We start from the raw sequence: 24205 nt of genomic DNA on the forward strand, positions 1-24205 counted from the left end.
CTCGTCGGCAGCTGTTTTCAGGAGCCCTTGCTCGGAAGCCCTTGCTCAGGAGCCCCTGGCCGGGAGCCCCTGCTCGGGAGCCCCGGCTCAGGGGCCCTTGGGGAATTCTTCTCGGAGGTCCCGCTCAGGAGTCCGGTGACCGCAGGACCCGCAGGTGGCCCCGGCGGGCGACCTCCATCGGGTGGGCGTCGCGCCCGTTCGGTCCGCTGACCTGGGGGCCGTTGGCGCCGCCCGCCGCGCGTTCCTGGGGCCGGGCCGCCTCGCGCACCGCGTTGGCGAGCGCTTCGAGGTCGTCGCCGCTGGGGCGGGCCGGACCGGTGTCGGTGGCCAGGCGCACGACCTCCCAGCCGCGCGGCGCGGTCAGCCGCTCGGAGTGCTCGGCGCACAGGTCGTAGCAGTGGGGCTCGGCGTAGGTGGCGAGCGGTCCGAGCACGGCGGTCGAATCCGCATAGACGTACGTCAGCGTTGCGACGGCGGGGCGGCCGCACGCAGTGCGCGAACAGCGACGTACAGGGCTCACGACGTTGGACGGTACCGCACTCTTGAGCGGGCCGCGATGACTCTCCACGACCTCACCCAACCGTGTCGTCCTGGTTCGTCCGGTGCGCCTGACCTGCGGGCGCTCGGACCGGACTGTGCCGTGAGCACTGCGCCGGACGGCGCAGGGCGTCGAAACCCGTCACGACTCTGTACATTTCATGTCAATCTCCATGCCCTTCTTGGTCCGATGCGTGGCCGCAACCGGACTCGACGAGCCTACGACCGGTCACTCGACGACATGCCACCGGATCCGCCGCTCTCCCGCGCCGCCTGGCCCCGGACGGTTACGCTCGGTTCTGATGGACAGCCCCGTACCTCCTCCGGCCGACGCCGGAGGGACCCCCGCACCGACCGGCACCGGCGGCACTCCCGCCGCACCCGGCGGCGCCGCGCGGCCCCCCGTCCCGGCGGGGCCCCGCCCGCGGCGCCGCGACCGGCACGGCCGCGGTATGCGCGGCCCGGTCGCCCCGCCCCAGGTGCCGCTCTCGGTGAGCCGCGCGGACTCCTTCGTCGACCTGGTCTACGACTCGCGGGACCGGCTGGAACGGCGCTGGCCGCAGCTGGCGGACATCGACTTCCTGGTCGTCGAGGTGCCCGGGTTCGGCCCCGACGGGGACGCCGGGCCGGCCGGCGACGACGAGACGGTGCCGCTGGGCCGGCTGCTGCCCGCCACCGGCGAACAGCAGGAACGGGTGGTCGTCTACCGCCGCCCGGTCGAGATCCGTACGAAGAACCGCTACGAGCGGGCGCTGCTGGTCCACGAGGTCGTCGTCGAGCAGGTCGCCGAGCTGCTCGGCCTGGCACCGGAGTCGGTCGACCCGCGGTACGGGCAGGACTGACCGCGGTACGGGCAGGACCGGCCCCGCCCTCACCTCCTCAGCAGCGCGACACCCGGACCCCGCCCTCACCGCGTCAGCAGCGAGAGGTCCTCCCCCGCCGTCGGCACCACCACGGTCCCCCGGTCGTCCGGCAGCGTCTGCACGGTGAAGGCGGGCAGGCCGCCCTGGGGCAGCGCCAGCGTCCGCGCCGCGTGGACCGGGCCGCTGCCCGCCGCCGGTTCGACGGTCAGCGCGTAGGAGCCCTTGAGGCCCTGGGGGCGCGGCGGTTCGACGGCGAGGGTGCTGCCGCCCTTGACCGTGTACGTCTTCGACACCGGCGTGCCGCCCCCGCTGCCCGCCGACGCGGTGACCGTGACCTTGGCGTCCTTGCCCTTCTCCGGTGCGACCAGGGACAGCGTGCTGCCCTTGTCCCGGTTGTCGGCGGCGGTGGCCCGCTGTCCGACCGCTCCGGTCGCCGGGATGAAGGCCATCTCCTGCTTGTCGCCCTTGCCGCGGATGACCTGGAGGGCCGCCGCGACCGGCGCCTTGGAGCCGTTCGCGGGGGTCAGCACGAGCGAGCCCGCCTCGCCCTTGGTGACGTCCTTGAGGTCGACGGACGCCGTCATGCCGCTCTTGACGTGCAGTGTCTCCACGCCGGCCGGGGTGATCAGGCCGTTCGGGGTGGCCAGTTGCACCTTCAGGTCGGCGTCCTCCCGGCCGGGGGCGACGGCGACGAGGTGGACGGAGGTCGCGTCGGCCGGGATGCCCGGCAGGACCGCGCCGGGCGCGGGGTCGGCCGCGGCGGGCAGCCAGTCGCCGCCCAGTTTCGCGTCGGCGGCCTGTACGGAGGCGCCGACCCGGCCCTCGCGGGCGACCACGTGCAGTGCCGCGTCCTGGGTGGGGGCGCCGGTCAGGGTGGAGAGCAGGACCGGCACGGTGGAGCGCGGCGGGACGGTGATGTTCTCGCCGGACGCGGACTGCAGCGGGCCGTCCTTGCCGCGCAGGTCGAGGTCGACGACGGCCGGGGAGTCGTCGGGGTTGGTGAGGTGGATGTAGTCCTGGCGGTCCTTGCCGGTGCTCACGCCGGGGAACCAGAAGTCGGTGTCGGGTGCCGCGCAGGACAGGCCGAGCAGGCCGCGGCCGCTGCCGGCCGCGACGCTGGTGGTCTGCTGGACGGTCCAGCCGGGCGCGAGGGCGCCGTCGGCGGTCCCGACGAGGGCGGGCGCGTCGGCGCGGTCCGTGGTGGCGGTGACCGGGGTGCCGGCTTCCTTCAGTGGCGCGACGGGCGCGGCGTTCGTCTGCGCGCCCGGCTTGCCCTTGCCGTCCGGCGTGCCGCCCTTGCCGTCCGGCTTGCCCTGCTGGGCGGGCAGCAGCCCCGCGGTGCCCTGGGGGCCGGTCTTGCCGCCCGTTCCCTTGGGGGTGAAGGCGGTGTACGTGGTGTCGCCGACCTCCGACGAGGTGGGCGGCGGGCACAGCTGCGCGGACCGCTCCACGGGCAGCCGGGAGGCGCCCTTGGCCGTGGTGGTGCGCTGGCCGTCGGGGGCGGCCATGGCGGCGACGCCGGTGACCGCGCCGAGCGCCACGGTCGCGCCGATCAGGGACATGATGGTGCGCTTCACTGCTGGTCGCTCCCGTCGCGGCGGGGCTCGCGGTAGGAGCCGGGGTACGTCGTGCCGTCGTCGTAGGGCTGCTGGGGCGGCTGGTGCGGCGGCTGCTGCTGGTGCGGCGGCTGCTGGGGCGGCTGCTGGCCGTAGTGGTACGGGTCGTAGGTGCCGGGCTGGTGCGGGGCGGCGGCCTGGTCGGAGTCCGGCGGGTAGCCGTCGGCTCCGCCCGCGTACGGCCGGCCGTACTGGTCCTGCCCGTACTGCTGGGAGCCCGCCTCCGGCCCGTACGGCTGCGCGCCCGCTCCCTCCCCGTACGGCTGCCCGTACGGTTCCTGCCCGTACGGCTGGACGTACGGCTGGACGCCGGGTTCCTGCCCGTACGGCTGCTGCGCGCCCTGGTACGGGTCGCCCGGCTGCTGCCACTGGTCGTACATCTGCATCTGCTGCTGCCCGTAGCCGTGCTGCTCGTCGTAGCCCTGCTGCGGCACGGCCGCGTACGGGTCGGCGGCCTGGACGTCCGCGGGGGCGGCGCCCTGCGGCACCGCCGCCGGGCCGGGCGGCGGCTCCTCGCCGGTCCGCGCGGCCGGGATGCCCGGCTCCGCGCCGCCTTCGGGGGCGTCCGCGGTCTGCGCCGCGCGCAGGCGCCGCGCCCGGCGGCCCTCGCCCGCGACGGCCTGTGCGGGCACCGCGGGCACGCCGTCCTCGGGCAGGTCGTCGTCGATCTCGCGGCGGCGGCCCGGCAGGGCGAGCACCACGAGGACCACGGCGAGCGCGCCCTGGGCCCAGAGCCACGCGGTGTGGCCCATGGGGTCGTCGTAGGTGAGGTCGAGGCGGCCGCCGGTCGCGGGCAGTTCGAAGCCCTGCGCCCAGCCGTCCAGCTCGACCGGTTTCAGTGCCTTGCCGTCGAGGGTGGCCTGCCAGCCCGCGTCGGCGGTGTCGGCGACGCGCAGCACCCGGCCGTCGGCGCCCGCGGGCAGGTCGGTGTGGGACTCGACGGGCCCGGACGGGACGGGCACCGGTGCGGCGGCGCGGCCCGCGCGGGTCCCGTCCTTGGTCTCCTCCGGCACGATCGAGACCCGCGAGACGCGCTGTTCCACGCGCCACAGGGCGCTGCCGTCGTCCTGGCTGAGGCGCATCAGGCCCGGTGTGGCGTCCAGGACGCGGCCCATGTCGCGGGGCGCGCCGTCGCGGACCAGGATGTAGCGGACCGCGTAGCCGCCGAGCTGGTTGCTCTGGTCGGCGCCGGAGCCGGCGACGAGGTTGGCGACGATGCCGCCGAGCCGCTTGTCCTCGCCGGTCCCGTCGGCGATGTCGGCGTCGCCGAGGCGGGCGCCGGAGCCGCGTACCAGGCTGTAGGCGACGTGGCCGGCGCCGCCGTCGAGGACGAGGGTGCGGGCCCGGTCGACGGAGCCGGTGTCCTCGGCGACGAACGCCGGGACCTGTACGGAGTCGCGGCGCTCCAGCGGCCCGGCCGCGCCGGTGATCATCCAGCTGACCGCCGCGTACAGGGGGGCGAGCAGCGCGGACAGCGCGATCAGGACGGCGACCGGCTGCTTCCAGCCGAAGCCGAGGGTCTCCATGCGGGAGCGGATGCCTTCGGCGCCGACGGTGGCGGTGCACAGCAGCGCCAGCCCGTAGACGAGGGCGGCGGGTCCGGCCCAGGCGGAGCGGTTGGCCAGTACGGCGAACAGCAGGGCGGTCACGGCCACCGCCCAGGCGACTCGGACCGCGCGCTGCCGGTCGTCGCGCAGGGTGGCGCCCAGCGCGGCCAGCACGATGCCGAGGAGCAGCACCCCGCCGACGGCCTTCGGGCCGCCGGGGCTGATGCCGACGAGGTCCAGTACGGACGCCGAGCCCGCGCCGAGGTCCAGTCCGGCCTCCCGGAAGAAGCGGGAGGGGTGGGCGAGCAGGGACAGCGACCAGGGGGCCAGGACGACGAGGGGGGTGACGGCGACGGCGAGGAAGCGCAGCGCGTAGGCGAGGAGCAGGCCGCGGTTGCCGTCCAGGGCGCGCAGGACGAGCAGGGCGATGCCGAGCAGGACGGCGACGGGCCAGACGACCGGCGTGAAGGCGGTGGTGACGGTGAGGAGCAGGGCGTACGCCCAGGCGGCGCGCCAGCTGGGCCGGGTGCCGGGGGTCAGCCGCAGGCCGCCTGCGGCGACGGCGGCCCGTGCCATGAGCGGCAGCAGGACCGCGAGGACCGCGGTGCCGATGCGGCCGCCGGCGAGGGCGCCGGTGGCGGCGGGCAGGAAGGCGTAGACGATGCTGCCCCAGGCGCGCAGCAGGCGGGAGCCGACGAGCGGCCGGGAGGCGAAGTAGGCGCTCAGTCCGGCGAGCGGTACGGAGCAGACGAGCAGCACGGTGACGGCCAGGCCGGTGCTGCCGAGGAAGAGGGTGGCGATCAGGGCGAGGACGGCGAGGTACGGGGGCGCGGCGGCGGTGCTGCCGGTGCCGGTGGCGTGCCAGCCGTCGAGGTAGCCCGACCACAGGTCGGAGAGGGTGCCGGGGGCGGGCAGCAGGGCGCCGCCGGTGAGCGCGCCGGAGCCGAGCAGGGAGCGGCAGGCGATGAGGGAGACGGCGAGCAGGAGGAGGAAGAGCACCGGGGCCGGCTGGCGGGCGATCCGCTTGAGCCGGGCGAACTGTTCGATCTCCAGGTAGTCGGCGTCGTCGCCGCCGGGGCCCGATTCGACGGCGCCGTGCCGTCCGGCGGAGGCGGCTTCGGGGGCGGAGCGGCCGGCGAGGTTGCCGGCGACCTGTTCGACGGTGGCCCGTACGGTCGCGCCGGGTGGCGGGAAGAGCGGCCGCAGTTCGCTCGCGTCGGTCGCGGGGCGGCCGCGTTTGCGGCGTGCGGCGAGGATGCGGCCGGGGCGCAGCAGGGTGCCGATGAGTCCGGCGAGTTCGTCGAGGGCCTGGCCGGGGACCTTGCCGACGAGGTAGGCGAGGACGCGGAGCAGGGTGCCGAGGACGATGCGCAGGGCGACGTACGGGAGCAGGGCGCCGCGGGTGTTGGCCAGGAGGGTGTAGACGGCGCCGGCCTTGTCGACGCGGTGGGGGCTGGCGGTGGAGCGGCCGACGCAGTCGATGGGGCGGCGTTCGCGGGCGGACGCCTCGGCGTGGCGCAGGACCGCGTCGGGGGCGACGAGGACCTGGTGTCCGGCGGACTGGGCGCGCCAGCACAGGTCGACGTCGTCGCGCATCAGCGGCAGCCGCCGGTCGAAGCCGCCCAACTGCTCGTACACGTCGCGGCGGATGAGCATGCCGGCGCTGGAGACGGAGAGCACCGGGCGTACCTGGTCGTGCTGTCCCTGGTCCTGTTCGCGGCGGTCCAGGCCGGTCCAACGGCGGCCGCTGCGGGCGATGCTGACGCCGGTTTCGAGGAGCTGGCGGCGGTCGTACCAGCTGCGCAGTTTGGGTCCGACGACGGCGGTGGAGGGGCTGGCGTCGGCGACGCGCAGCAGTTCGGCGAGTGCGTCGGGTTCGGGCGCGCAGTCGTCGTGCAGCAGCCAGAGCCATTGGACGGGTTCGCCGTGCGGGAGTTCCGGCAGGTCGTAGGCGTCGTCGCGCCAGGTGCGGCCGACCGGGTCCCAGCCGCTGGGGCGGCGCAGGTACGGCAGGTCGTCGGGGCCGAGGACGGGGGCGGTGCGTACGGCTTCGTCGACGGCGGTGCCGAAGCCGGAGCGGCGGGCGAGGTGGAGTACGCGGTCGTCGCCGAGGGCTTCGCCGAGCAGCCGGGCGGAGCCGTCGGCGCTGCCGGTGTCGGCGCCGACGACGTGCTGGGCCGGGCGTTCCTGGCCGAGCAGTCCGGCGAGTGCGTCGGGCAGCCAGCGTTCGCCGTCGTGGGAGACGATCACGGCGGTGACGACGTGCCGGGGGAACTCGGGGGTGCCGTCGTGGTATTCGGCGGCGGCTTGCGCGGCCTGGGCGGCCGGCTGAGTGTGCACGGACATCGAGGTAGGGGCCCTCCCCGGGGGTCTCGGGGTCCTCCCCCGGCATAGCGCTGCGCTGTGGACTGCGACGGACGGCGACGCGGTGCGGCCGACGGCGCGTCCCGTGGCCGGGTGCCCGTCAGGGCGTCGGTGCGCCTCGGACGCGGCCCCACACTAATGCTTCGGCGGTGGCGTGCGTCTGCCGCGTGCACAGCGGTCCGCCTCCGGCACGTGTGGCGCTGGAGGCGGACCGTTGTCTATAGGGGGATTTAGGGAGATGCGGTGGCCCGGCGGCCGGGCCGTCCTGCTGGACGTCAGACCGCTGCCTTCTTGAGCCGGCGCCGCTCGCGCTCGGACAGTCCGCCCCAGATTCCGAAGCGTTCGTCGTTGGCGAGGGCATATTCAAGGCATTCGGAGCGGACCTCGCACGCGAGGCAGACCTTCTTGGCCTCGCGGGTGGAGCCACCCTTCTCCGGGAAGAAGGACTCGGGGTCGGTCTGGGCGCACAGCGCGCGCTCCTGCCAGCCGAGCTCCTCGTCCGCCTCTTCGACCAGCAATTCCTGGAACAGCTCGGTCATGTGCGCCCCTCGTCTGTCTTTGCGTCCCCGTGATGCAGCCGTTACCGATGGCGGCTGAACGACACGAGTGAAATTACAAGTGTGCCGATCCGGGCCAGTCAAGCCGAGATCTGCTATTGGGCCCCTTATTCACTCTGCGGAACCAAGCCTATGCAGAAAGTGTTCAAATCGGCAAAAAACAGGACACTTTCTCAGCTGCATCACCTGTAACTCCCCTCTCACACCCAAGGACGCGACGGGCGGCGCAGCCGTTGCACCCTGCACGCGGAAGCGGGCCAGGTCACATTCAGGTCACGAGACCGCAACGGCGTACAGGGATACGCAGGTGTCGGCCGTCTTCTCCGCACCTCGCCTGCACAAACCTTTCGCCGGGCGCAGTAACCGGATGAGGTGAAACATATCCCCCAAATCAGACACCCGGTTGACATGGGGCCGAGTACCCGGTCTCCTTGCATGCATGCCAGCGATTCCTGCGCTCCGCCTGACCCGTGCCTACGGGTCCCGCTGCGCTGCCCAGGCCCGCTGTCGCTGTTCCAGCTGTTGACGCCACCGAGCTCCAGCTTCTTCTCCCCGTAGCATCCGCAGCACCCCGCACGGCTCCCGTGTCCGCTGCGCGCGTCCCGCGCGGCGGCGCACTCCATCTGCGCCACCTGAGCACCTTGCCGAGGAATTCCCGCAATGAACAGCGATGTCCAGATCGCCGGCGACCCGCTGGCCGTCCCGCACCTGCTCCCGCCCGTCCCCGCGCACCCCTCCACCGTGGCCGGATTCGCGGGACTCGCCCGTGAGATCGCCGCCGACCGGGCCCGCTGGGCCCCGCTCGTGCGCTACGACGCCACCACCCGCTGGTACCACCGGCTGCACGCCGTGCCCGGCGCCCCCGCCACCGGCCACGCGGGACAGGCCCCGGCCGGCTACGAGGTGTGGCTGCTGAGCTGGCTGCCGGGACAGGGCAGCGGACGGCACGACCACGGCCCCTCCTCCGGCGTACTGACCGTGCTGGAGGGCGAGTTGAGCGAGCACACGGCGGGCGGACCCCGGACCCTGAAGGCCGGCGCGCAGCGGGTCTTCGCCCCCGGGTACGTCCACGAGGTCGTCAACGACGCGCTCGTACCCGCCGTCAGCCTGCACGTGTACTTCCCCGGCCTGACCGACATGCCGATGCACGGCGCCCGGTGCGCGGCGGGCGCCTCCTCCGGGGCGGGCGCCTCCCGCCCGGTGGCCGCCCCCTGACATGCTGGGGCCATGCGCATTGTGGTTCTCGCCGGCGGCATCGGCGGCGCCCGCTTCCTGCGGGGTCTGAAAGCAGCGGCGCCGGACGCCGACATCACGGTCATCGGCAACACCGGTGACGACATCCATCTGTTCGGGCTGAAGGTCTGCCCGGACCTCGACACCGTGATGTACACGCTCGGCGGTGGCATCAACGAGGAACAGGGCTGGGGCCGTACCGACGAAACCTTCCGGGTGAAGGAGGAGTTGGCGGCCTACGGTGTCGGGCCCGAGTGGTTCGGGCTCGGCGACCGCGACTTCGCCACCCACATCGTCCGTACGCAGATGCTCGGCGCCGGCTACCCGCTCAGCGCGGTGACCGAGGCGCTGTGCGAGCGCTGGCAGCCGGGCGTGCGGCTGCTGCCGATGTCCGACGACCGGGTCGAGACCCATGTCGCCGTGGACATCGACGGTGAGCGCAAGGCCGTCCACTTCCAGGAGTACTGGGTACGGCTGCGCGCCTCGGTGGACGCGCACGCGGTGGTACCGGTCGGCGCCGAGCAGGCCAAGCCCGCGCCGGGCGTGCTGGAGGCCATCGCGGAGGCGGACGTGGTGCTCTTCCCGCCGTCCAACCCGGTGGTGAGCGTCGGGACGATCCTGGCGGTGCCGGGCGTCCGCGAGGCCATCGCGGACGCCGGGGTGCCGGTGGTCGGGCTGTCGCCGATCGTCGGGGACGCGCCGGTGCGCGGCATGGCGGACAAGGTCCTCGCGGCGGTCGGCGTCGAGTCGACGGCGTCCGCGGTGGCCCGGCACTACGGCTCCGGGCTGCTGGACGGCTGGCTCGTCGACACGGTGGACGCGGGCACGGTGGCCGAGGTCGAGGAAGCGGGCATCCGCTGCAAGGCCGTACCGCTGATGATGACCGACCTGGACGCGACCGCCGCGATGGCCCGCGAGGCACTGGCGCTGGCCGAGGAGGTCCGCGCGTGAGCACCCCCGGCCCGGCCCCGGCGGCCTACCGGGTGTGGGCGCTGCCCGGCATCCCCGAGGTGCGGGCCGGTGACGACCTCGCGAAGCTCATCGCGGCCGCGGCGACCGGCGACGGCCAGCCCGGACTCGCCGACGGCGACGTGCTGCTGGTGACCTCGAAGATCGTCAGCAAGGCCGAGGGCCGGGTCATGGAGGCCGCCGACCGTGAGGCGGCCATCGACCAGGAGACCGTACGGGTCGTGGCGCGCCGCGGCACCCTGCGCATCGTCGAGAACCGGCAGGGTCTGGTCATGGCGGCGGCGGGCGTCGACGCCTCCAACACTCCGGCCGGAACGGTGCTGTTGCTGCCCGCGGACCCGGACGCCTCGGCGCGCGCCATCCGCGACGGGCTGCGGGCCGCCCTCGGCGTACGGGTCGGCGTCATCGTCAGCGACACCTTCGGGCGGCCGTGGCGCAGCGGGCTGACCGATGTCGCGATCGGCGCCGCCGGGGTGCGGGTGCTGGACGACCTGCGCGGCGGCCTGGACGCGCACGGCAACCCGCTCGGCGTGACGGTGGTCGCCACCGCCGACGAACTCGCCGCGGCGGGCGACCTGGTGAAGGGCAAGGCCGCCGGGCTGCCGGTGGCGGTGGTCCGCGGACTGCCGCACGTGGTGCGCGACGACGGCACGGACCGCGGCGGTGCCGGGGACGACACGGGCGCCCGTGAGCTGGTGCGGTCCGCCCCCGACGACATGTTCCGGCTGGGCACGTCCGAGGCCGTACGGGAAGCGGTGACCCTGCGGCGTACGGTCCGCGAGTTCACCGACGACCCGGTGGACCCCGGCGCGGTACGGCGCGCGGTCGCCGCGGCGGTCACCGCGCCCGCGCCGCACCACACCACGCCCTGGCGGTTCGTCCTGCTGGAGTCCGCGGCGGCGCGCACCGGGCTGCTGGACGCGATGCGGGACGCGTGGATCGCCGACCTGCGCGGGGACGGCTTCAGCGAGGAGTCGATCGCCAAGCGGGTGCGCCGGGGCGATGTGCTGCGCAACGCGCCGTACCTGGTCGTGCCGTGCCTGGTGACGGACGGCTCGCACACGTATCCGGACGCGCGGCGCAACGCGGCCGAGCGGGAGATGTTCGTCGTCGCGAACGGCGCGGGCATCCAGAACTTCCTGGTCGCGCTGGCCGGTGAGCGGCTGGGGTCGGCGTGGGTGTCCTCGACGATGTTCTGCCGCGATGTCGTACGGGAGGTGCTGGACCTGCCGGCGGGCTGGGACCCGATGGGCGCGGTGGCCGTGGGGCGCGCGGCGCAGGCGCCCCGGCCGCGGCCGCCGCGCGCGGGGGACGACTTCGTGGTGGTGCGCTGAGTCCGGTGGGCTGGGCTCGGTGCGCTGAGCCCGGTCCGCTGGGCTCGGTGCGCTGGGCCCGTACGGTCTGCGGGGGCGCCGCCCGGCCGTCGCTACAGCCGGGCGATGTCCCCGACGGGGAAGCGCGGGGCGCGGCGCGGCAGCGTCCGGCCCGACAGCAGGATGAAGCGGGCGGCGCGGTGCCGCTGGCCCTCGTAGGGGGCGAGCAGGTCGAGCATCTGCTCGTCGGTGCCGTCCCGCCGCCCGGTCAGCGCGTAGCCGACGATGCGCGGCAGGTGCAGGTCGCCGACGGTGATCGCGTCGGGCGCGCCGTTGGAGCGCTGCACCGCCTCGGCGGCCGTCCACGGGCCGATGCCCTGCACCAGCTGGAGCCGGTGCAGGGCGTCCGGCAGGTCCATGGCCGCGGCCTCTTCCAGGCGGCGGGCGACGCGTACGGCCCGCAGGATCGTGGCCGAGCGCTTGTGGTCGACGCCCGCGCGGTGCCACTCCCAGGACGGGATCAGCGCCCAGCCGCGCGGATCGGGCATGACGCGCAGCCGGTCCCAGGGGCCGGGCGCGGGCTCGCCGTGCCGCTGGAGCAGCAGCCGCCAGGCGCGGTACGCCTCGTCGGCGGTGACCTTCTGCTCCAGGATCGAGGGGATCAGCGATTCCAGGACCAGGCCGGTGCGGGCGAGCCGTACGCCGGGGTGGCGGCGGCGTGCTTCGTGGACGAGGCGGTGCCGCGGGGTGAAGGCCGCCGGGTCGTCGCCCTCCCCCAGCAGGGCGGGCAGCCCGTCCAGCATCCACGCGGCGCCCGGCCCCCACGCCTCGGCCTCGATCCGTCCGGCGCCGGTCCGGGTGCGTACGCACAGGGTGGCCGGGCCCTGCGGGGTGCGGCTGGCCCGCCAGACGGCGCCGTCCGCCACCCGGAACGCGGGGTCGCCGGGGCCGCGACCGAGCACACCGAGGGTGCGGCTCAGGTCGTACGGGCCGGGCGGGACCCAGGTGCGGCGGAGGGCGGCGGGCATCCGGCCAGGGTAAGTGATACGGGGGTGCTGCCGCGGGGCACGGGGTTCGCGTGGGGTGCGCGCATGGGGTGCACGCGGGGTGCGCGCGGGGCCGCGTCCGTCCGCGGCCCTGCGGCCTCCGGCCTACTGGGGGATGCGCCCTCCGGCCTACTGGTCGGAGGAGAAGCGGACCGACGCCGCGGGTATCCCGGCGCCGCACCACACCCGTACGCCGTCGAGCAGCTCGTTGTCGGCGCCGATGTGCGCGCCGTCGCCGATGACGGCGCCTTCCAGGACCGTACGCGCCCCGATGTGCGCCCCGACGCCGATCAGCGAGTCGCGGACGCGGGCGCCCGGCTCGACGACTGCGCCCTCCAGGACGGTGCTGCCGTCGATGCGCGCCCCCGCGCCGACCCGGGCCCGCGCGCCGATGGCCGTACCACCGGTGATCTTCGCGTCCGGGGCGACGTCGGCGGTGTCCATGACCAGGCGGTCGCCGCAGCGGCCCGGCACGGCCGGGGACGGCGCGCGGCCCATGACCAGGTCGGCCGAGCCGCGGACGAAGGCGTGCGGGGTGCCCAGGTCGAGCCAGTAGGTGGAGTCGACCATGCCCTGGAGGTGGGCGCCGCTCTCCAGCAGGCCGGGGAAGGTCTCGCGCTCGACGGAGACCGGGCGGCCGGTGGGGATGGTGTCGATGACCGAGCGGTTGAAGACGTAGGCGCCCGCGTTGACCTGGTCGGTGACGATCTCCTCGGGCGTCTGCGGCTTCTCCAGGAAGGCGGTGACCCGGCCGGTGTCGTCGGTGGGCACCAGGCCGAAGGCGCGCGGGTCGGCGACCTTGGTCAGGTGCAGGGAGACATCGGCGCCGGTGGTGCGGTGGGTGTCCACCAGGGCCGCGATGTCCAGCCCGGTGAGGATGTCGCCGTTGAAGATCAGGACCGGGTCGCCGGGTGCCGAGTGCAGGCGGGAGGCGACGTTGCGGATGGCGCCGCCGGTGCCCAGCGGCTCCTCCTCGGTGACGTACTCCAGGTGCAGGCCGAGCGCGGACCCGTCGCCGAAGTACGGCTCGAAGACCTCGGCGAGGTACGACGTGGCCAGCACGATGTGCTCCACACCCGCGGCGCGGGCGCGCGCCAGCTGATGGGTGAGGAAGGGGACACCGGCGGCCGGGACCATCGGCTTGGGCGTGTGCACCGTCAGCGGGCGCAGCCGGGTGCCCTTGCCACCGACCAGAAGGATCGCTTCAGTCACCTTGTCTTCTCTGCTTCCTGCTGGGGTCGGCCGGTCGGCGGACCAGTGTAGGCAGATTCGTCCGAACGCCTTTTCAGCGGCCCTGAAGGCGCGCCGCCGTACTGCGTGCGGTGCTGAGCTTGCGGTAAAGACGATCGCCGGGGCACTGGGTATTGAAGCCGTCCCGATGTCCGGAGATGGCGTGCAGCTTAGCCCGGCTGCCCTTCTTGAACCGATTGCCTCCGCCAGACACTAGGGAAGTTGTGGCTCGCGGGTCCACGCCGTACAGGCCGAGTTTCCACGCCGTCAGCTTCGCCACCGCGTTCACGGACGCCGCGGACGGGTTTGCATTCTCGAACGATCCGAGGACGGCGATGCCCATGCTGTTCCCGTTGAATCCGCGGGTGTGCGCGCCCATCACCGGCTTGGCGACGCCGCCCGCGCGGCCTTCGTAGATGGTGCCGCACTTGTCGATGAGGAAGTTGTAGCCCATGTCGCGCCAGCCACTGCTCTTGACGTGGTAGCGGTAGATGCCGCGCAGGACCGAAGGGGCCTGCGCACACCTGTAGTTGTTGCCGGTGGCGCTGTGGTGGACGAAGGCCGCACGGACGCGCTTGGTGTACGCGAACTTCCGCTCGCGCAGCTTCTCGTCGGCGCCCCAGCCGGCCCGGGTGACGATGGCCGGGCGGGGGCCGATGTGGGAGCGGGGGCCGGTGGTGGGGCGGGGCTTGGTGGGGGCGGTGGGGCGCGGGGTGGGGTCGTCGTCGAAGTCGTCGCCGGGGGACGCGGGCCTGTTCAGCGCCGGGAGCCGGAAGATGCCGAGCAGGGAGCCGAGGGCGGAGCCGACGGTTTGGGTGCTGTTGCGGGGCGGCTTCGGGCGGCCCTCGCCGGACGGCTGCTCGCCGGTCCGCGCCGCGCGCACCTGAGAGGTGTCCCGGCCGGGGTCGACGAGCTCCAGGCGCATCCCGGCGGGCAGGGCCCGGCGGGCCGCCGCCCGGCTGCTGCCGTCGCGCTCCGGGGCGACGCGCAGTTCCACGGCGTCGGAGGCGCCGACCCACAGGGGTGCGGTGCTGCCCCGTACGGAGCCGCCCCGGCGCTCGGCGGAGTGCGGGTCGGGCGCGTCGTCGTCGTGCGCCTGGATGTCCTGCCAGCCGGACCAGCCGGTGCCGCCGACGGGGCGGGAACGGACCTGGACGTGGCCGTGCAGTTCGGCGGCCGGGTCGTCCCAGACGACGCCGACCAGCGAGAACGGGGCGACGCCGTGGGCGGACAGGCCCTGGGCGCCGGGGGCCGCGCTCCGGTCCGAGGTGCGCAGGGCGCGAAGGGGCAGGGACCGGGTGCTGCCGGGGATGCCGGGGGGCACGGCCCGTGCGGACCGGCCGTCCGGTGCGGACCGGCCGGCCTGCGGCGCGTGGGACGTACCGGTGGCGGACGTACCGGCGGACGTACCGGCGGCGGGGGTGCCGGCGGGACCGGCCGCGGTCGCTCCGGCGGGCAGGGCCAGCGGGAGGGCGAGGGCGGCGGTGCACGTCACGGCGATCGAGGTAGCAAGAATGGCACGCATGAGGGAAGCGTGAACGAATGGGGCATAACATGCCATTCATGGAACTGACGGCGCGTCGGCCGGGCCACCCCGTACCCGCCCGCCGTCCGGCTGACCCGCGACCGCTGCCGCGCGTACCCTGACGCCGATGAACACCACCGATCGCACCCCCGCCGACCTGCTGCGTTCCGCACTCGCCGCGGACCCGGCCCGCCCGCTCGTGACCTTCTACGACGACGCCACCGGCGAGCGCGTGGAACTGTCCGTGGCCACCTTCGCCAATTGGGTGGCGAAGACCGCCAACTACCTCCAGGGCGACCTCGCCGCCGAGCCCGGCGACCGCCTGGCGCTGCTGCTGCCCGCGCACTGGCAGACCGCGGTCTGGCTGCTGGCCTGCTCCTCGGTCGGCGTGGTCGCCGACATCGGCGGCGACCCGGCGGCGGCCGACGTCGTGGTGAGCGGCCCGGACACCCTGGAGGAGGCGCGCGCCTGCACGGGAGAGCGGGTGGCGCTGGCGCTGCGCCCGCTGGGCGGCCGCTTCCCGCAGCCGCCGCAGGGCTTCGCGGACTACGCGGTCGAGGTGCCGAGCCAGGGCGACCGGTTCGCGCCGTACGCGCCGGTCTCCCCGCAGGACCCGGCACTCGCCGTGGACGGCCGGGAGCTGACCGGCGCCGAGGTGGTGGCGGCGGCGCTGGCCGACGCGGCGGAGCGCGGGCTGGCCGACGGGTCCCGGCTGCTGTCCGGCCTGCCGTACGGCACCTGGGCGGGCCTGTCCGCCGGGCTGCTGGCTCCGCTGGCCGCGGGCGGCTCGGTCGTCCTGTGCCGGAACGCGGACCGGCTGGACGCGGACGGCCTGGCCAAGCGCGAGGAGAGCGAGCGGGTCACGCACCGCGCCCTCTGAGGGCCCGCCGAGGACCCGCTGAGAACGCACTGAGGGTCCGCTGAGGGCCCGCTGCGGACCCACTGAGGACCCGGCCGAGGGCCCGCGCCCGCGTCCCCGCCGGGTTCCGGCGCCTGCCCGCAGCCGCATCCCGGCCGGGTTCCGGCCCTGCCCGCGTCCCCGCCGGGTTCCCGCCCTGTCCGCATCCCCGCCGGGAGCGAGCGCAGGCTCCGCCGCTCCTTCCCCCGTCCGGCGGACGCCCGGCCCTCCGTGAGGGGCCGGTACGCCCCGGGCGGGCCATGATCTTGGGGTACGGATGCCCTTGCGGGCCCGCACGTCCGCCCGCCGGACGGCTCCCGCGCGGGCGGGACGCCGACTCCGGAGGGATGGGGACGCACACGTGAGCGACAGCCCGGAGAATCCTTCCGGCCGGTGGGGCCCGCGCGGCGCGCAGGGCCCCGCCGACGAGCCGGGCGCGCGCCCGGCCCCCCTCGCGGCCCCGCCGCTGGACCTCACGGCGGAGAGCGGCGCGACGGCCGACGGCCCGCGGCCCAGGCGGCGGTGGGTGCGCCGGTCCGCCCTCGGGCTCTCCGCGCTGGTGCTGGCCGCGGCCGGTACCGGCTGGCTGCTCTACGCCAAGCTGGACGGCAACATCCGTACCGACCCCGACACCCGCAACGAGCTGGAGAAGTACGAGGCGGAGCGGCCCAAGTCGGAGCCCGGCGGCGCGGAGAACGTCCTGCTGATCGGCTCCGACCGGCGCTCCGGGGAGAACAACGGCCGGTACGGCGAGGACAACGGCACCCAGCGCTCGGACACCGCGATCCTGCTGCACGCGGCGGCGGACCGCAGGAGCGCGACGGCGGTCAGCATCCCGCGGGATCTGATGGTGCGGATTCCCGGTTGCAAGCGTTCCGACGGAAAGCAGTCGGAGCCGCAATTCATCCAGTTCAACTGGGCGTTCGAGTTCGCGGGCGCGGCATGCACGATCCGTACGGTCGAGAAGATGACCGGCATTCGCGTCGACCACCACATGATCGTGGATTTCACCGGATTCAAGAAAATGGTGGACGCGGTGGACGGAGTGGACGTGTGCCTGGAACGGTCCGTCAATGACGACGAGGCGCATCTTCGACTGCCGGCCGGATGGCAGACGCTGCGCGGGGAAGAGGCGCTCGGATATGTCCGGGCCCGCAAGACCCTCGGCGACGGCAGCGACACCCAGCGCATGGAACGCCAGCAGCAGTTCCTGGCGGCGCTGGTGAACAAGGTCCACAGCAACGGCGTCCTGCTGCATCCCGGCAGGCTCTACCCGCTGTTGGACGCCGCGACCAGCTCGCTGACCACCGACGAGGATCTGGCGTCGCTTCGGGGTCTGTACGAATGGGTGCGCGGTATGCGCAGCATCCCGACCGCCAAGGTGCAATTTCTGACCGTTCCGCGCCAGGAGTACCGCTACGACCCGGACCGCGACGAACTCGTCCAGCCGGACGCCGAGCAGCTCTTCCGGCAGCTGGGCACGGACCGCCCGGTGACCGTGCGGCCCACTACCGCGCCCTCCTCGCCGGCCCCCGGGACGTCCGCCGCGCCGGGCCGGGCGCGGGAGACGGCGGGCACACCGGCGCCCGGCCCGGCATCCGGATCGCGTAGGAATTCCGCGGAGGGCGCATCGAACGGTCCCGCCGCCCCGTCCGCGACACCCACGTTCCGGGGAACCACCGCGGAACGCGGGATCTGTCGCTAAAAGCTCCGCAAAGGTACGCTCGGCTGCTCGAAAGCCGCCGAAAAGATGGGGTGAATTGCCCAGTTGTAGGCGAGTGGAATGTGTCACGGGCGTCGCTCGACGCTGAACTGGGCGGATAGTGTGAGCGATCCGGTCCGCACGATCAGGCTGACCGCGCATTGCACAACCGACCGACCGAGCGCCTTGAGGGGGAGGCGCCGCGTGGCACCGACGGAGGACACAAGGAACCGTGGACGCGCAAGGCCGTGGGCGAGGGGACGACATCGATCCCGCCGATCAGTGGGTGTTCGATCCGAACACCGGCACCTACGAGTTGCGGCTGGACCCTGGCGGCAGTCCGCCGGCGCAGCCCGCCGACCGCAGGGCTCCGGCACCCAGACGCGGCAGTGGTGACACACCACGGCCGGCGGGGGGCCGGGACACTCCCGCGCCCGGCAGCCGCACGGGGCAAAACGGTTCTGGAAGCGGCACGCCCGGCAAGGACACCGAGACCCGCGAACTGCCGGCCCAGCGCGACCGGCGTGCCGGAAACCGTGCCGCGCCGCCCGGCGGCGGCACGCCGAGCCGCCGTAAGCCCAAGCCGAAGAAGTCCGCGAAGAAGAAGGCGCTCTACTGGACGTCCGGCGCGCTCGGCTTCGTCCTCGTCGCGGGCTGCGGCGGCGCGTTCTACCTCTACCAGCAGCTGAACGGGAACATCTCCAAGGTCGACGTCGGCAAGGAGAACCCGGCGGTCAAGGACGGCCCCGTCAACATCCTCGTCATCGGCACGGACGCCCGCTCCGGCAAGGGCAACCAGGGCTACGGCGACTCGGGCAGCGTCGGGCACGCGGACACCACGATCCTGATGCACATCTCCAAGGACCGGTCCAACACGACGGCCCTGAGCATCCCCCGCGACATGATCACCGACATCCCGGACTGCCCGACGAAGAAGGACGGCACGACCAGGACCATCCCCGGCCAGCGCAACGTCCGCTTCAACACGAGCCTGGGCCAGGAGGACCGCGACCCCGGCTGCACCTGGCGCACCGTCGAGAAGATGACCGGCCTGTCCATAGATCACTTCATGATGGCCGACTTCAACGCCGTCAAGGAGCTGTCGGAGGCGGTCGACGGCGTCGAGGTGTGCGCCGCCAAGCCCATCGACGACCCCAAGTCCCATCTGCACCTGCCCGCGGGCAAGAGCGTCGTCAAGGGCGAACAGGCGCTGGCCTTCGTCCGTACCCGGCACTCCGTCGGCACCGGCAGCGACCTGAGCCGCATTCAGCTGCAACAGCAGTTCCTCAGCTCGATGATCCGCAAGATGAAGTCCGGCGACACCCTCACCAGCGTGCCCAAGCTCTACGACCTGGCGCAGGCCGCCACCAAGGCGCTGACCGTCGACACCGGGATCGGCAGCGCGGGCAAGCTGGTGGACCTGGCCAAGGACCTCAGCCGGGTCGACATCAAAAACATCACTTTCGCCACAGTTCCCGTCCTGGACAACCCGAAGGACCCCGCAACCGTCGTACTGGACGAAGCGAAGGCCGGACCGCTGTTCCAGATGATCCGCGCCGACCACTCGCTGACCAAGACCAAGACGAAGAAGGGCAAGGGCACGTCGGACGACAAGAAGGTTCCCAAGGCGCCGGCCGACCAGGTCCGGGTCGATGTCAGCAACGGCGGCGGACCGTTCGGTGCCGCCCAGGAGACGGTGGACTGGCTGCAGAACAGCAAGGCCGCGAAGCTGTCGACGAACGCGGGCAACGCCCCGACGAAGCTGGCCGCGACCAGGCTTGAGTACGCACCGAACCAGGCCGGCCAGGCAGCCACCCTGGCCGAGTGGATGGGGCTGCCCAAGAGCGCGCTGAAGAAGACCACCGCGGACGCGGGGCCCAAGGTCCCGATGAAGCTGATCCTGGGCAAGGACTTCGAGGGACCGGGCAAGTCGATCGAGGCGCCGACGAAGACACCGGACGGCGTGCAGAACGTCAACGCCGACGACCAGAACGTCTGCGCCAAGTAGCCGGACACCGGCCGGGGCTCCCCGGCCCGTCCGCGGCTGCACGGGGCAGCCGGAACGACCAAGCGAGCCCCGGCCGCCGTGAACGGCGCCGATCGACGGGGGAGAAACCCAATGCGGCACAACAGTGCGCGTGGTGACGGGCCACGCCGGCGCCGGCCCGACGCCGAGGACCTGGGCTGGGACGACAGCCTGTACGAGGACGGACAGAAGGCGGCACCCGCCCCCGGCGGCCCGCAGGCGGCGGACCGGGCGAGACCCGGGGGCGGCGCGGCCGTTCCGCCGGTGATCACCGGCGGGGTGTCGGGGCCGCCCGTCCCGGGGGTGAATGTCTCGGGGCCGCCCGTCCCGGGGGCGGCCGTCCCGCCCGTAACCGGTGCGGCCGTCACCGGGACCGCCACCACCGGCACGGCCACCACCGGCACCGCCACCGCAGTCGAAGACGCGGTGGAGCCCGACACCTCGCCGTCCGACGGCTCCGAGCCCGGCGGCTCCGACAACCCCCTTCCCAACACCTCCAGCCCCTCCGGCGGCACCGCGGCGGACACCGAGCCCGACGCCAAGGGCTCCCGCCGCGCCGGCAAGCCGCGCGGCAAAGGCCGGCGCGTGCTGCGCTGGAGCGCGATAACCCTGGCCGTGCTGTTGGTCGGCACGGCCGGAGCCGGTTACTGGTACTACGAGCACCTCAACAGCAACCTCCGCAAGGACGCCCTGGACCTGGGGTCCGGCGGCCTGGAGAAGCCGGAGCCGAACGCCTTCGGGCAGACTCCGCTGAACATCCTGCTGCTCGGCTCGGACGGCCGGAACAGCGAGAAGAACATCGAACTCGGCGGTGCCCGCAAGGACGCGGACCGCAAGCCGCTGGCCGACGTGCAGATGCTGCTGCACGTCTCCGCCGACCGCAGCAACATGTCGGTCGTCTCCATCCCGCGCGACACCCGCGTGCCGATCCCCGAGTGCAAGGACCCGGACGACGGCAAGGTCTACCCGCAGACCACCGCGGCCATCAACACCTCGCTCCAGCACGGCGGCCCCGGCTGCACGGTCGCCGCCTGGAAGGAGCTGACCGGCATCTACATCGACCACTTCATGATGGTCGACTTCTCCGGTGTGGTGGACATGGCGGACGCGATCGGCGGCGTCCCCGTGTGTGTGGACAAGAACGTCTACTCGCACGACAAAAAGGGCCACGGCAGCGGCCTGAAGCTGACCGCAGGCACCCACTCGGTCAAGGGCGTGCAGGCCCTGCAATGGCTGCGCACGCGGTACGGCTTCGAGGACAACACCGACATCGGCCGGGCCAAGGCCCAGCACATGTACATGAACTCGATGGTCCGCGAACTCAAGGCGGGCACCAAGCTCACCGACCCGATGAAGCTGCGCGACCTGGCCGAGGCCGCCACCAAGGCACTGACCGTCGACGAGGGCCTGGGCAGCGTGAAGAAGCTGTACGACCTGGGCGGCGACCTCCAGCGGGTGCCGACCGAGCGGATCACCATGGTCACCATGCCGTGGCAGTACGCGGCGGGCGGCGAGTACGTCGTACCCAAGCCGGGCGACGCCGAGCAGACCTTCTCCCTGGTCCGTAACGACACCGCGCTGGACGGCAAGGACGCGAAGAAGAAGCCCGCGCCCGACCCGCAGCCGACGACAGCCAAGGACAAGCTGGACGTCGTCGTGCAGAACGGCACCAACAGCACGGTCCAGGGCCCGGTCTCCGGCCGCGCGAACGTGATCAGCAGCCACCTGGCCTCCCTCGGCTACACGAACGCCTCCACCGACTCCTCCCTCACCACCCAGGCCGACACCACGATCACCTACCCGGCCAAGGAGGGGCGCGGCGACGCCCTCGCCCTCGCGAAGGCGCTCGGCCTGTCCAAGGACGCGGTCAAGGAGTCGCGTTCCGCCACCCAGGTGCGGCTGGTGATCGGCAACGACTGGCGCAGGGGCACGGCGTACCCGAAGCCGCCGGCCGGCAAGAAGGACGAGGACAAGGCGCCGGAGAGCGCCGACGCCCTCAACGGCGAGGACAAGAAGGCCTGCATGAAGGTGAACCCCGCCTACACCTTCTGACCGGACCGCCCCGGGGTACGGCCGGGCAGCACCGCCGGGCCGGGAGGCAGGGCGCAGTGCGCGCCGTGCGGGCCCGTCGGCGCGACGGCGTACGCGGTGGTCCGCACCTCGTCGTCGACACACCGGTGCAGGGGCCCGGCGAAGGGCGAGTCGGGGGCGAGGGTGTCCAGCAGGGCGTGGGCGTGCTGGTGGACGTCCGCGAGGAAGCGCTGGTAGGGGGCCAGGACGTCCGGGGCGTACATCATGGCGGCCAGCCGGTGGCGGTCGGCGGCCGAGTCGGCGGCCCGGCCGAGGAGTTCCACCGCCTGTTCCCTGGCCGCGTCGGGCGCGGAGTGCAGCAGCTGGACCAGGAGGTAGGTGGCGGTGTGGTTGCCGAGGTCGTCGCTGTGGCCGGAGCGCAGGTCGTCCTCGTCGTTGCGGAGCTGCGCGAGCATCCCCACGGCCTGCCCGAACTCCCCCCAGGCGGCGGTCCGCGGGTCGTCCGCGCCGTCCGCGCCGAGCGCGAGGCGGGCCGCCATCGTGGCGGCCATGGCGTAGACCGAGCCGCTCTTGTGCCGGTAGACCGTCAGGACCTCCTCGGGGCTCGTGCCGGTCGGTGAGCCGAGGATGTCGCCGACCTGCCCGTCGCAGGCGGCGGTCCAGCCGTCGAGGAAGTCCGCGGTCAGGCGCTCGCGCAGCGGTCCGGGCACCGGCAGTGCGGCCAGGGCGCGCAGCGGCAGCGCGTAGCCGCATTCCAGGGCCGCCGTCATGACGGCGGCCGGGTCGCCGCCGTACAGCCGGGTGCCGACGCCGCCGTCCGACACGTCGTCGAAGGTGTTGGCGGCCCGCCACCACAGGACGTGGACCCCGGCCACCGGGACGGCCGGTTCGAGGGTGCCTTCGACGGCGCCGTGCACGAGGAGCGGCAGCGCGTTCTCCAGGGGCGTCCGCCTGCCGTGGGCGACGAGCTGTTCGAGCGCGGGCCGCAGGTGCGCGTACCGGGGCCGGTAGGCGTCAAGGAGCCCGGCCAGGTACTCCCCCACCTGCGGGAAGACCTCGGCGAGCCGGGCTTCGGGGCTCGGCCGCACGGCGGCGGACCGGGGATGAGGGGACAAGCGTGTCTCCGTACGGTCAGGGGTCGGTCCGTGTCACGTGCGGTCGCAGGGGATCGGGTGGGCCCACATCGGGTGACGTGGGATCAGATGGGTCACATGGGCAGGTCCCGCGGCGCCGGAGCGCCGTGGATGTCCTCGGCCAGGCCGGCGGGCGCGGCCGCCCGGGGCAGACCGCGGGCGAGGACGGCGGCGGCCGCCGCCGTCGTGGTCAGTGCGGTGGTGGTGACCGCGAAGGCGGCGACGACGTCGGCCGTGGCGCGCACCTGGGCGAAGAAGAGGAAGCCGAAGATGCACACGCCGAGGGCGGCGCCGAGCTGCTGGGCGGTGGAGACCACGCCGGACGCCGCGCCCGCGACCGCTTCGGGCACGGTGCGCAGGGTCACGGACAGGGCCGGGGTGACGCACAGGCCCAGTGCGCCGCCGACGGCGCACACGGCTCCCAGCAGCCATCGCGGGTCGTCACCGAGGGCGCTCATGGCGCAGCCCGCGTACCCGGCGGTGGCGGCGAGGGAGGCCAGGACCAGCAGCCGGGCCTCCGCGCCGCGGGCGAGCCGCGGCGCGGCCAGCGACCCGACGGCGAACGCGACCGCGGCCGGCACCATGCCCGCTCCCGTGGCGAGCGGGCTCCAGCGCAGCCCTTTCTGCAGCAGCAGTCCGAGCATCAGGACGAACGCGGCGAGCCCGCAGTTGACCAGGACGATCAGCACGATGCCGCGGCGGAAGCCGTCGAGCCGCAGCAGCCGCGGCGGTACGAGCGGGTGGCCGCCCCGGGCGTCCAGTGCCCGTTCGTGGCGCAGGAAGCAGGCCGCGGCTGGGACCGAGGCGGCCAGGCAGGCCGGTCCCCACCACACCATGCCGCCCGTGCCGCCCGCCACGAGCGGGACGACGAACAGGCCGAGCGCGCCCGCCGCGAGGCCCGTACCGGTGAGGTCGGCACGGACCGGCCCGCGGCGTACGGGCCGGTGTCCGCCCGCCGCCCACGGCAGGAGTACGAGCGCCAGGACGCCCACCGGCACGTTGACGAGGAAGACGGCGCGCCACCCGAGGCCGAGGACGTCCGCCGACAGCAGCCAGCCGCCCAGGAGTTGCCCGCCGATCGCGCCGAGCCCCATCACCGCGCCGATCGCGGCGTACGCCCTGCGCTGCGCCGCGCCGGTGAACAGGGTCTGCGCCGCCCGGTAGACCTGCGGCACCATCAGCGCGGTGCCGGCCCCCTGGAACAGCCGCGCCACGACCAGGACGACCGTGGTGGGCGCCGCCCCGCAGGCGGCCGAGGCGCCGGTGAAGACGGCCATGCCGAGGCCGAAGACCCGCAGCGAGCCCAGCGCGTCCCCCAGCCGGCCACCGGCGGCCAGGCCGAGGGCGTAGACCAACTGGTAGCCCGCGAGGACGAGTTGCTGCTGTCCGCCGTCCGCTCCCAGGTCCCGCTCCAGTGCGGGCATCGCCACGATCACGATGAAGACATCGAGGTTGGCGAGGAAAGTGCCGCACAGCAGGACAACCAGCGCCGCCCATGGACGCACGGGGGCACCTCCAGCCGATCGTTGAGCACGGTACGTGATGATCGAGGCACGTATCGTAACCATGACGGTGCGTCTGTGCCCAGCCCGCGTCTACTGCTGTGACTGGCGGG

General features: G+C 73.9%; 17 protein-coding genes. 8 read left to right on the forward strand and 9 right to left on the reverse strand.

Annotated elements, in window-relative coordinates:
• Positions 1–124: 124 nt before the first annotated feature.
• Positions 125–568, reverse strand: coding sequence for a DUF3499 domain-containing protein (locus tag A6A06_RS38155; RefSeq protein ID WP_073768845.1), 444 nt, complete (start codon positions 566–568; stop codon positions 125–127).
• A gap of 271 nt (positions 569–839) precedes the next feature.
• Here A6A06_RS38155 and A6A06_RS38160 point away from each other — a divergent pair, with 271 nt between their 5' ends.
• Positions 840–1379: a metallopeptidase family protein gene (locus A6A06_RS38160; protein ID WP_199931419.1), complete on the forward strand. Its 540-nt coding sequence runs from the start codon at positions 840–842 to the stop codon at positions 1377–1379.
• A 65-nt stretch (positions 1380–1444) separates the two neighbouring features.
• On the opposite strand, the gene A6A06_RS38165 is transcribed toward A6A06_RS38160, so the two are convergent.
• The 3 genes from A6A06_RS38165 to A6A06_RS38175 form a co-directional block, all read right to left on the reverse strand.
• On the reverse strand, positions 1445–2977 hold the full coding sequence (locus A6A06_RS38165) for a DUF5719 family protein (protein ID WP_073768461.1): 1533 nt from the start codon (positions 2975–2977) through the stop codon (positions 1445–1447).
• Positions 2974–6909, reverse strand: coding sequence for a glycosyltransferase family 2 protein (locus tag A6A06_RS38170; RefSeq protein WP_073768463.1), 3936 nt, complete (start codon positions 6907–6909; stop codon positions 2974–2976). The genes A6A06_RS38165 and A6A06_RS38170 overlap by 4 nt, the downstream gene beginning before the upstream one ends.
• A 293-nt stretch (positions 6910–7202) precedes the next feature.
• Complete coding sequence (locus A6A06_RS38175; protein ID WP_003983763.1) at positions 7203–7466, reverse strand: WhiB family transcriptional regulator; 264 nt, start codon at positions 7464–7466, stop codon at positions 7203–7205.
• Positions 7467–8144: 678 nt separating this feature from the next.
• Here A6A06_RS38175 and A6A06_RS38185 point away from each other — a divergent pair.
• The 3 genes from A6A06_RS38185 to A6A06_RS38195 are packed head-to-tail and all read left to right on the forward strand — an operon-like array spanning position 8145 to position 11020.
• Positions 8145–8699 (forward strand): cysteine dioxygenase, encoded by a 555-nt coding sequence (locus A6A06_RS38185; RefSeq protein WP_073768465.1) that lies wholly within the window; start codon positions 8145–8147, stop codon positions 8697–8699.
• Positions 8700–8711: 12 nt separating this feature from the next.
• Positions 8712–9668 carry a 2-phospho-L-lactate transferase gene (cofD, locus tag A6A06_RS38190; RefSeq protein WP_073768467.1) on the forward strand — a complete coding sequence of 319 codons (957 nt, stop codon included), beginning with the start codon at positions 8712–8714 and terminating at the stop codon, positions 9666–9668.
• Positions 9665–11020, forward strand: a complete 1356-nt coding sequence (locus tag A6A06_RS38195; protein ID WP_073768469.1) for a coenzyme F420-0:L-glutamate ligase — start codon at positions 9665–9667, stop codon at positions 11018–11020. Before cofD ends, A6A06_RS38195 begins: the two co-directional genes overlap by 4 nt.
• Before the next feature lie 92 nt (positions 11021–11112).
• Here A6A06_RS38195 and A6A06_RS38200 read toward each other — a convergent pair whose 3' ends face one another.
• The 3 genes from A6A06_RS38200 to A6A06_RS38210 all read right to left on the reverse strand — a co-directional run bounded on the left by A6A06_RS38200 (position 11113) and on the right by A6A06_RS38210 (position 14800).
• Positions 11113–12027 (reverse strand): DNA-3-methyladenine glycosylase family protein, encoded by a 915-nt coding sequence (locus tag A6A06_RS38200; RefSeq protein WP_073768471.1) that lies wholly within the window; start codon positions 12025–12027, stop codon positions 11113–11115.
• A 147-nt stretch (positions 12028–12174) separates the two neighbouring features.
• Positions 12175–13257, reverse strand: a complete 1083-nt coding sequence (locus A6A06_RS38205) for a nucleotidyltransferase family protein (protein WP_073768473.1) — start codon at positions 13255–13257, stop codon at positions 12175–12177.
• Between the two features lie 73 nt (positions 13258–13330).
• Positions 13331–14800, reverse strand: a complete 1470-nt coding sequence (locus A6A06_RS38210; protein WP_073768475.1) for a peptidoglycan recognition protein family protein — start codon at positions 14798–14800, stop codon at positions 13331–13333.
• Positions 14801–14927: 127 nt separating this feature from the next.
• Here A6A06_RS38210 and A6A06_RS38215 point away from each other — a divergent pair, with 127 nt between their 5' ends.
• From A6A06_RS38215 to A6A06_RS38230, 4 genes are all read left to right on the forward strand, one after another.
• The gene (locus A6A06_RS38215) at positions 14928–15680 is read left to right on the forward strand and encodes a TIGR03089 family protein (protein ID WP_073768477.1); all 753 of its coding nucleotides are present in this window, start codon (positions 14928–14930) and stop codon (positions 15678–15680) included.
• 379 nt (positions 15681–16059) lie between these two features.
• The gene (locus A6A06_RS38220; RefSeq protein ID WP_073768479.1) at positions 16060–17403 is read left to right on the forward strand and encodes an LCP family protein; all 1344 of its coding nucleotides are present in this window, start codon (positions 16060–16062) and stop codon (positions 17401–17403) included.
• A 229-nt stretch (positions 17404–17632) separates the two neighbouring features.
• A complete protein-coding gene (locus A6A06_RS38225) occupies positions 17633–19408 on the forward strand; it encodes an LCP family protein (protein WP_073768481.1) in 1776 nt (591 codons plus the stop codon).
• Between the two features lie 111 nt (positions 19409–19519).
• Entirely contained in the window at positions 19520–21478 is a 1959-nt protein-coding gene (locus A6A06_RS38230; RefSeq protein ID WP_073768483.1) for an LCP family protein, read from the forward strand.
• Here the strand turns inward: A6A06_RS38230 and A6A06_RS38235 are convergent.
• Positions 21466–22572: a polyprenyl synthetase family protein gene (locus A6A06_RS38235; RefSeq protein WP_073768485.1), complete on the reverse strand. Its 1107-nt coding sequence runs from the start codon at positions 22570–22572 to the stop codon at positions 21466–21468. The genes A6A06_RS38230 and A6A06_RS38235 overlap by 13 nt on opposite strands.
• 92 nt (positions 22573–22664) lie before the next feature.
• Complete coding sequence (locus A6A06_RS38240; protein WP_073768487.1) at positions 22665–24095, reverse strand: MFS transporter; 1431 nt, start codon at positions 24093–24095, stop codon at positions 22665–22667.
• Positions 24096–24205 lie beyond the last annotated feature (110 nt).

The sequence above is a fragment of the Streptomyces sp. CB02923 genome, assembly GCF_001905005.1.
In the GTDB taxonomy this organism is placed as follows: Bacteria; Actinomycetota; Actinomycetes; order Streptomycetales; family Streptomycetaceae; genus Streptomyces.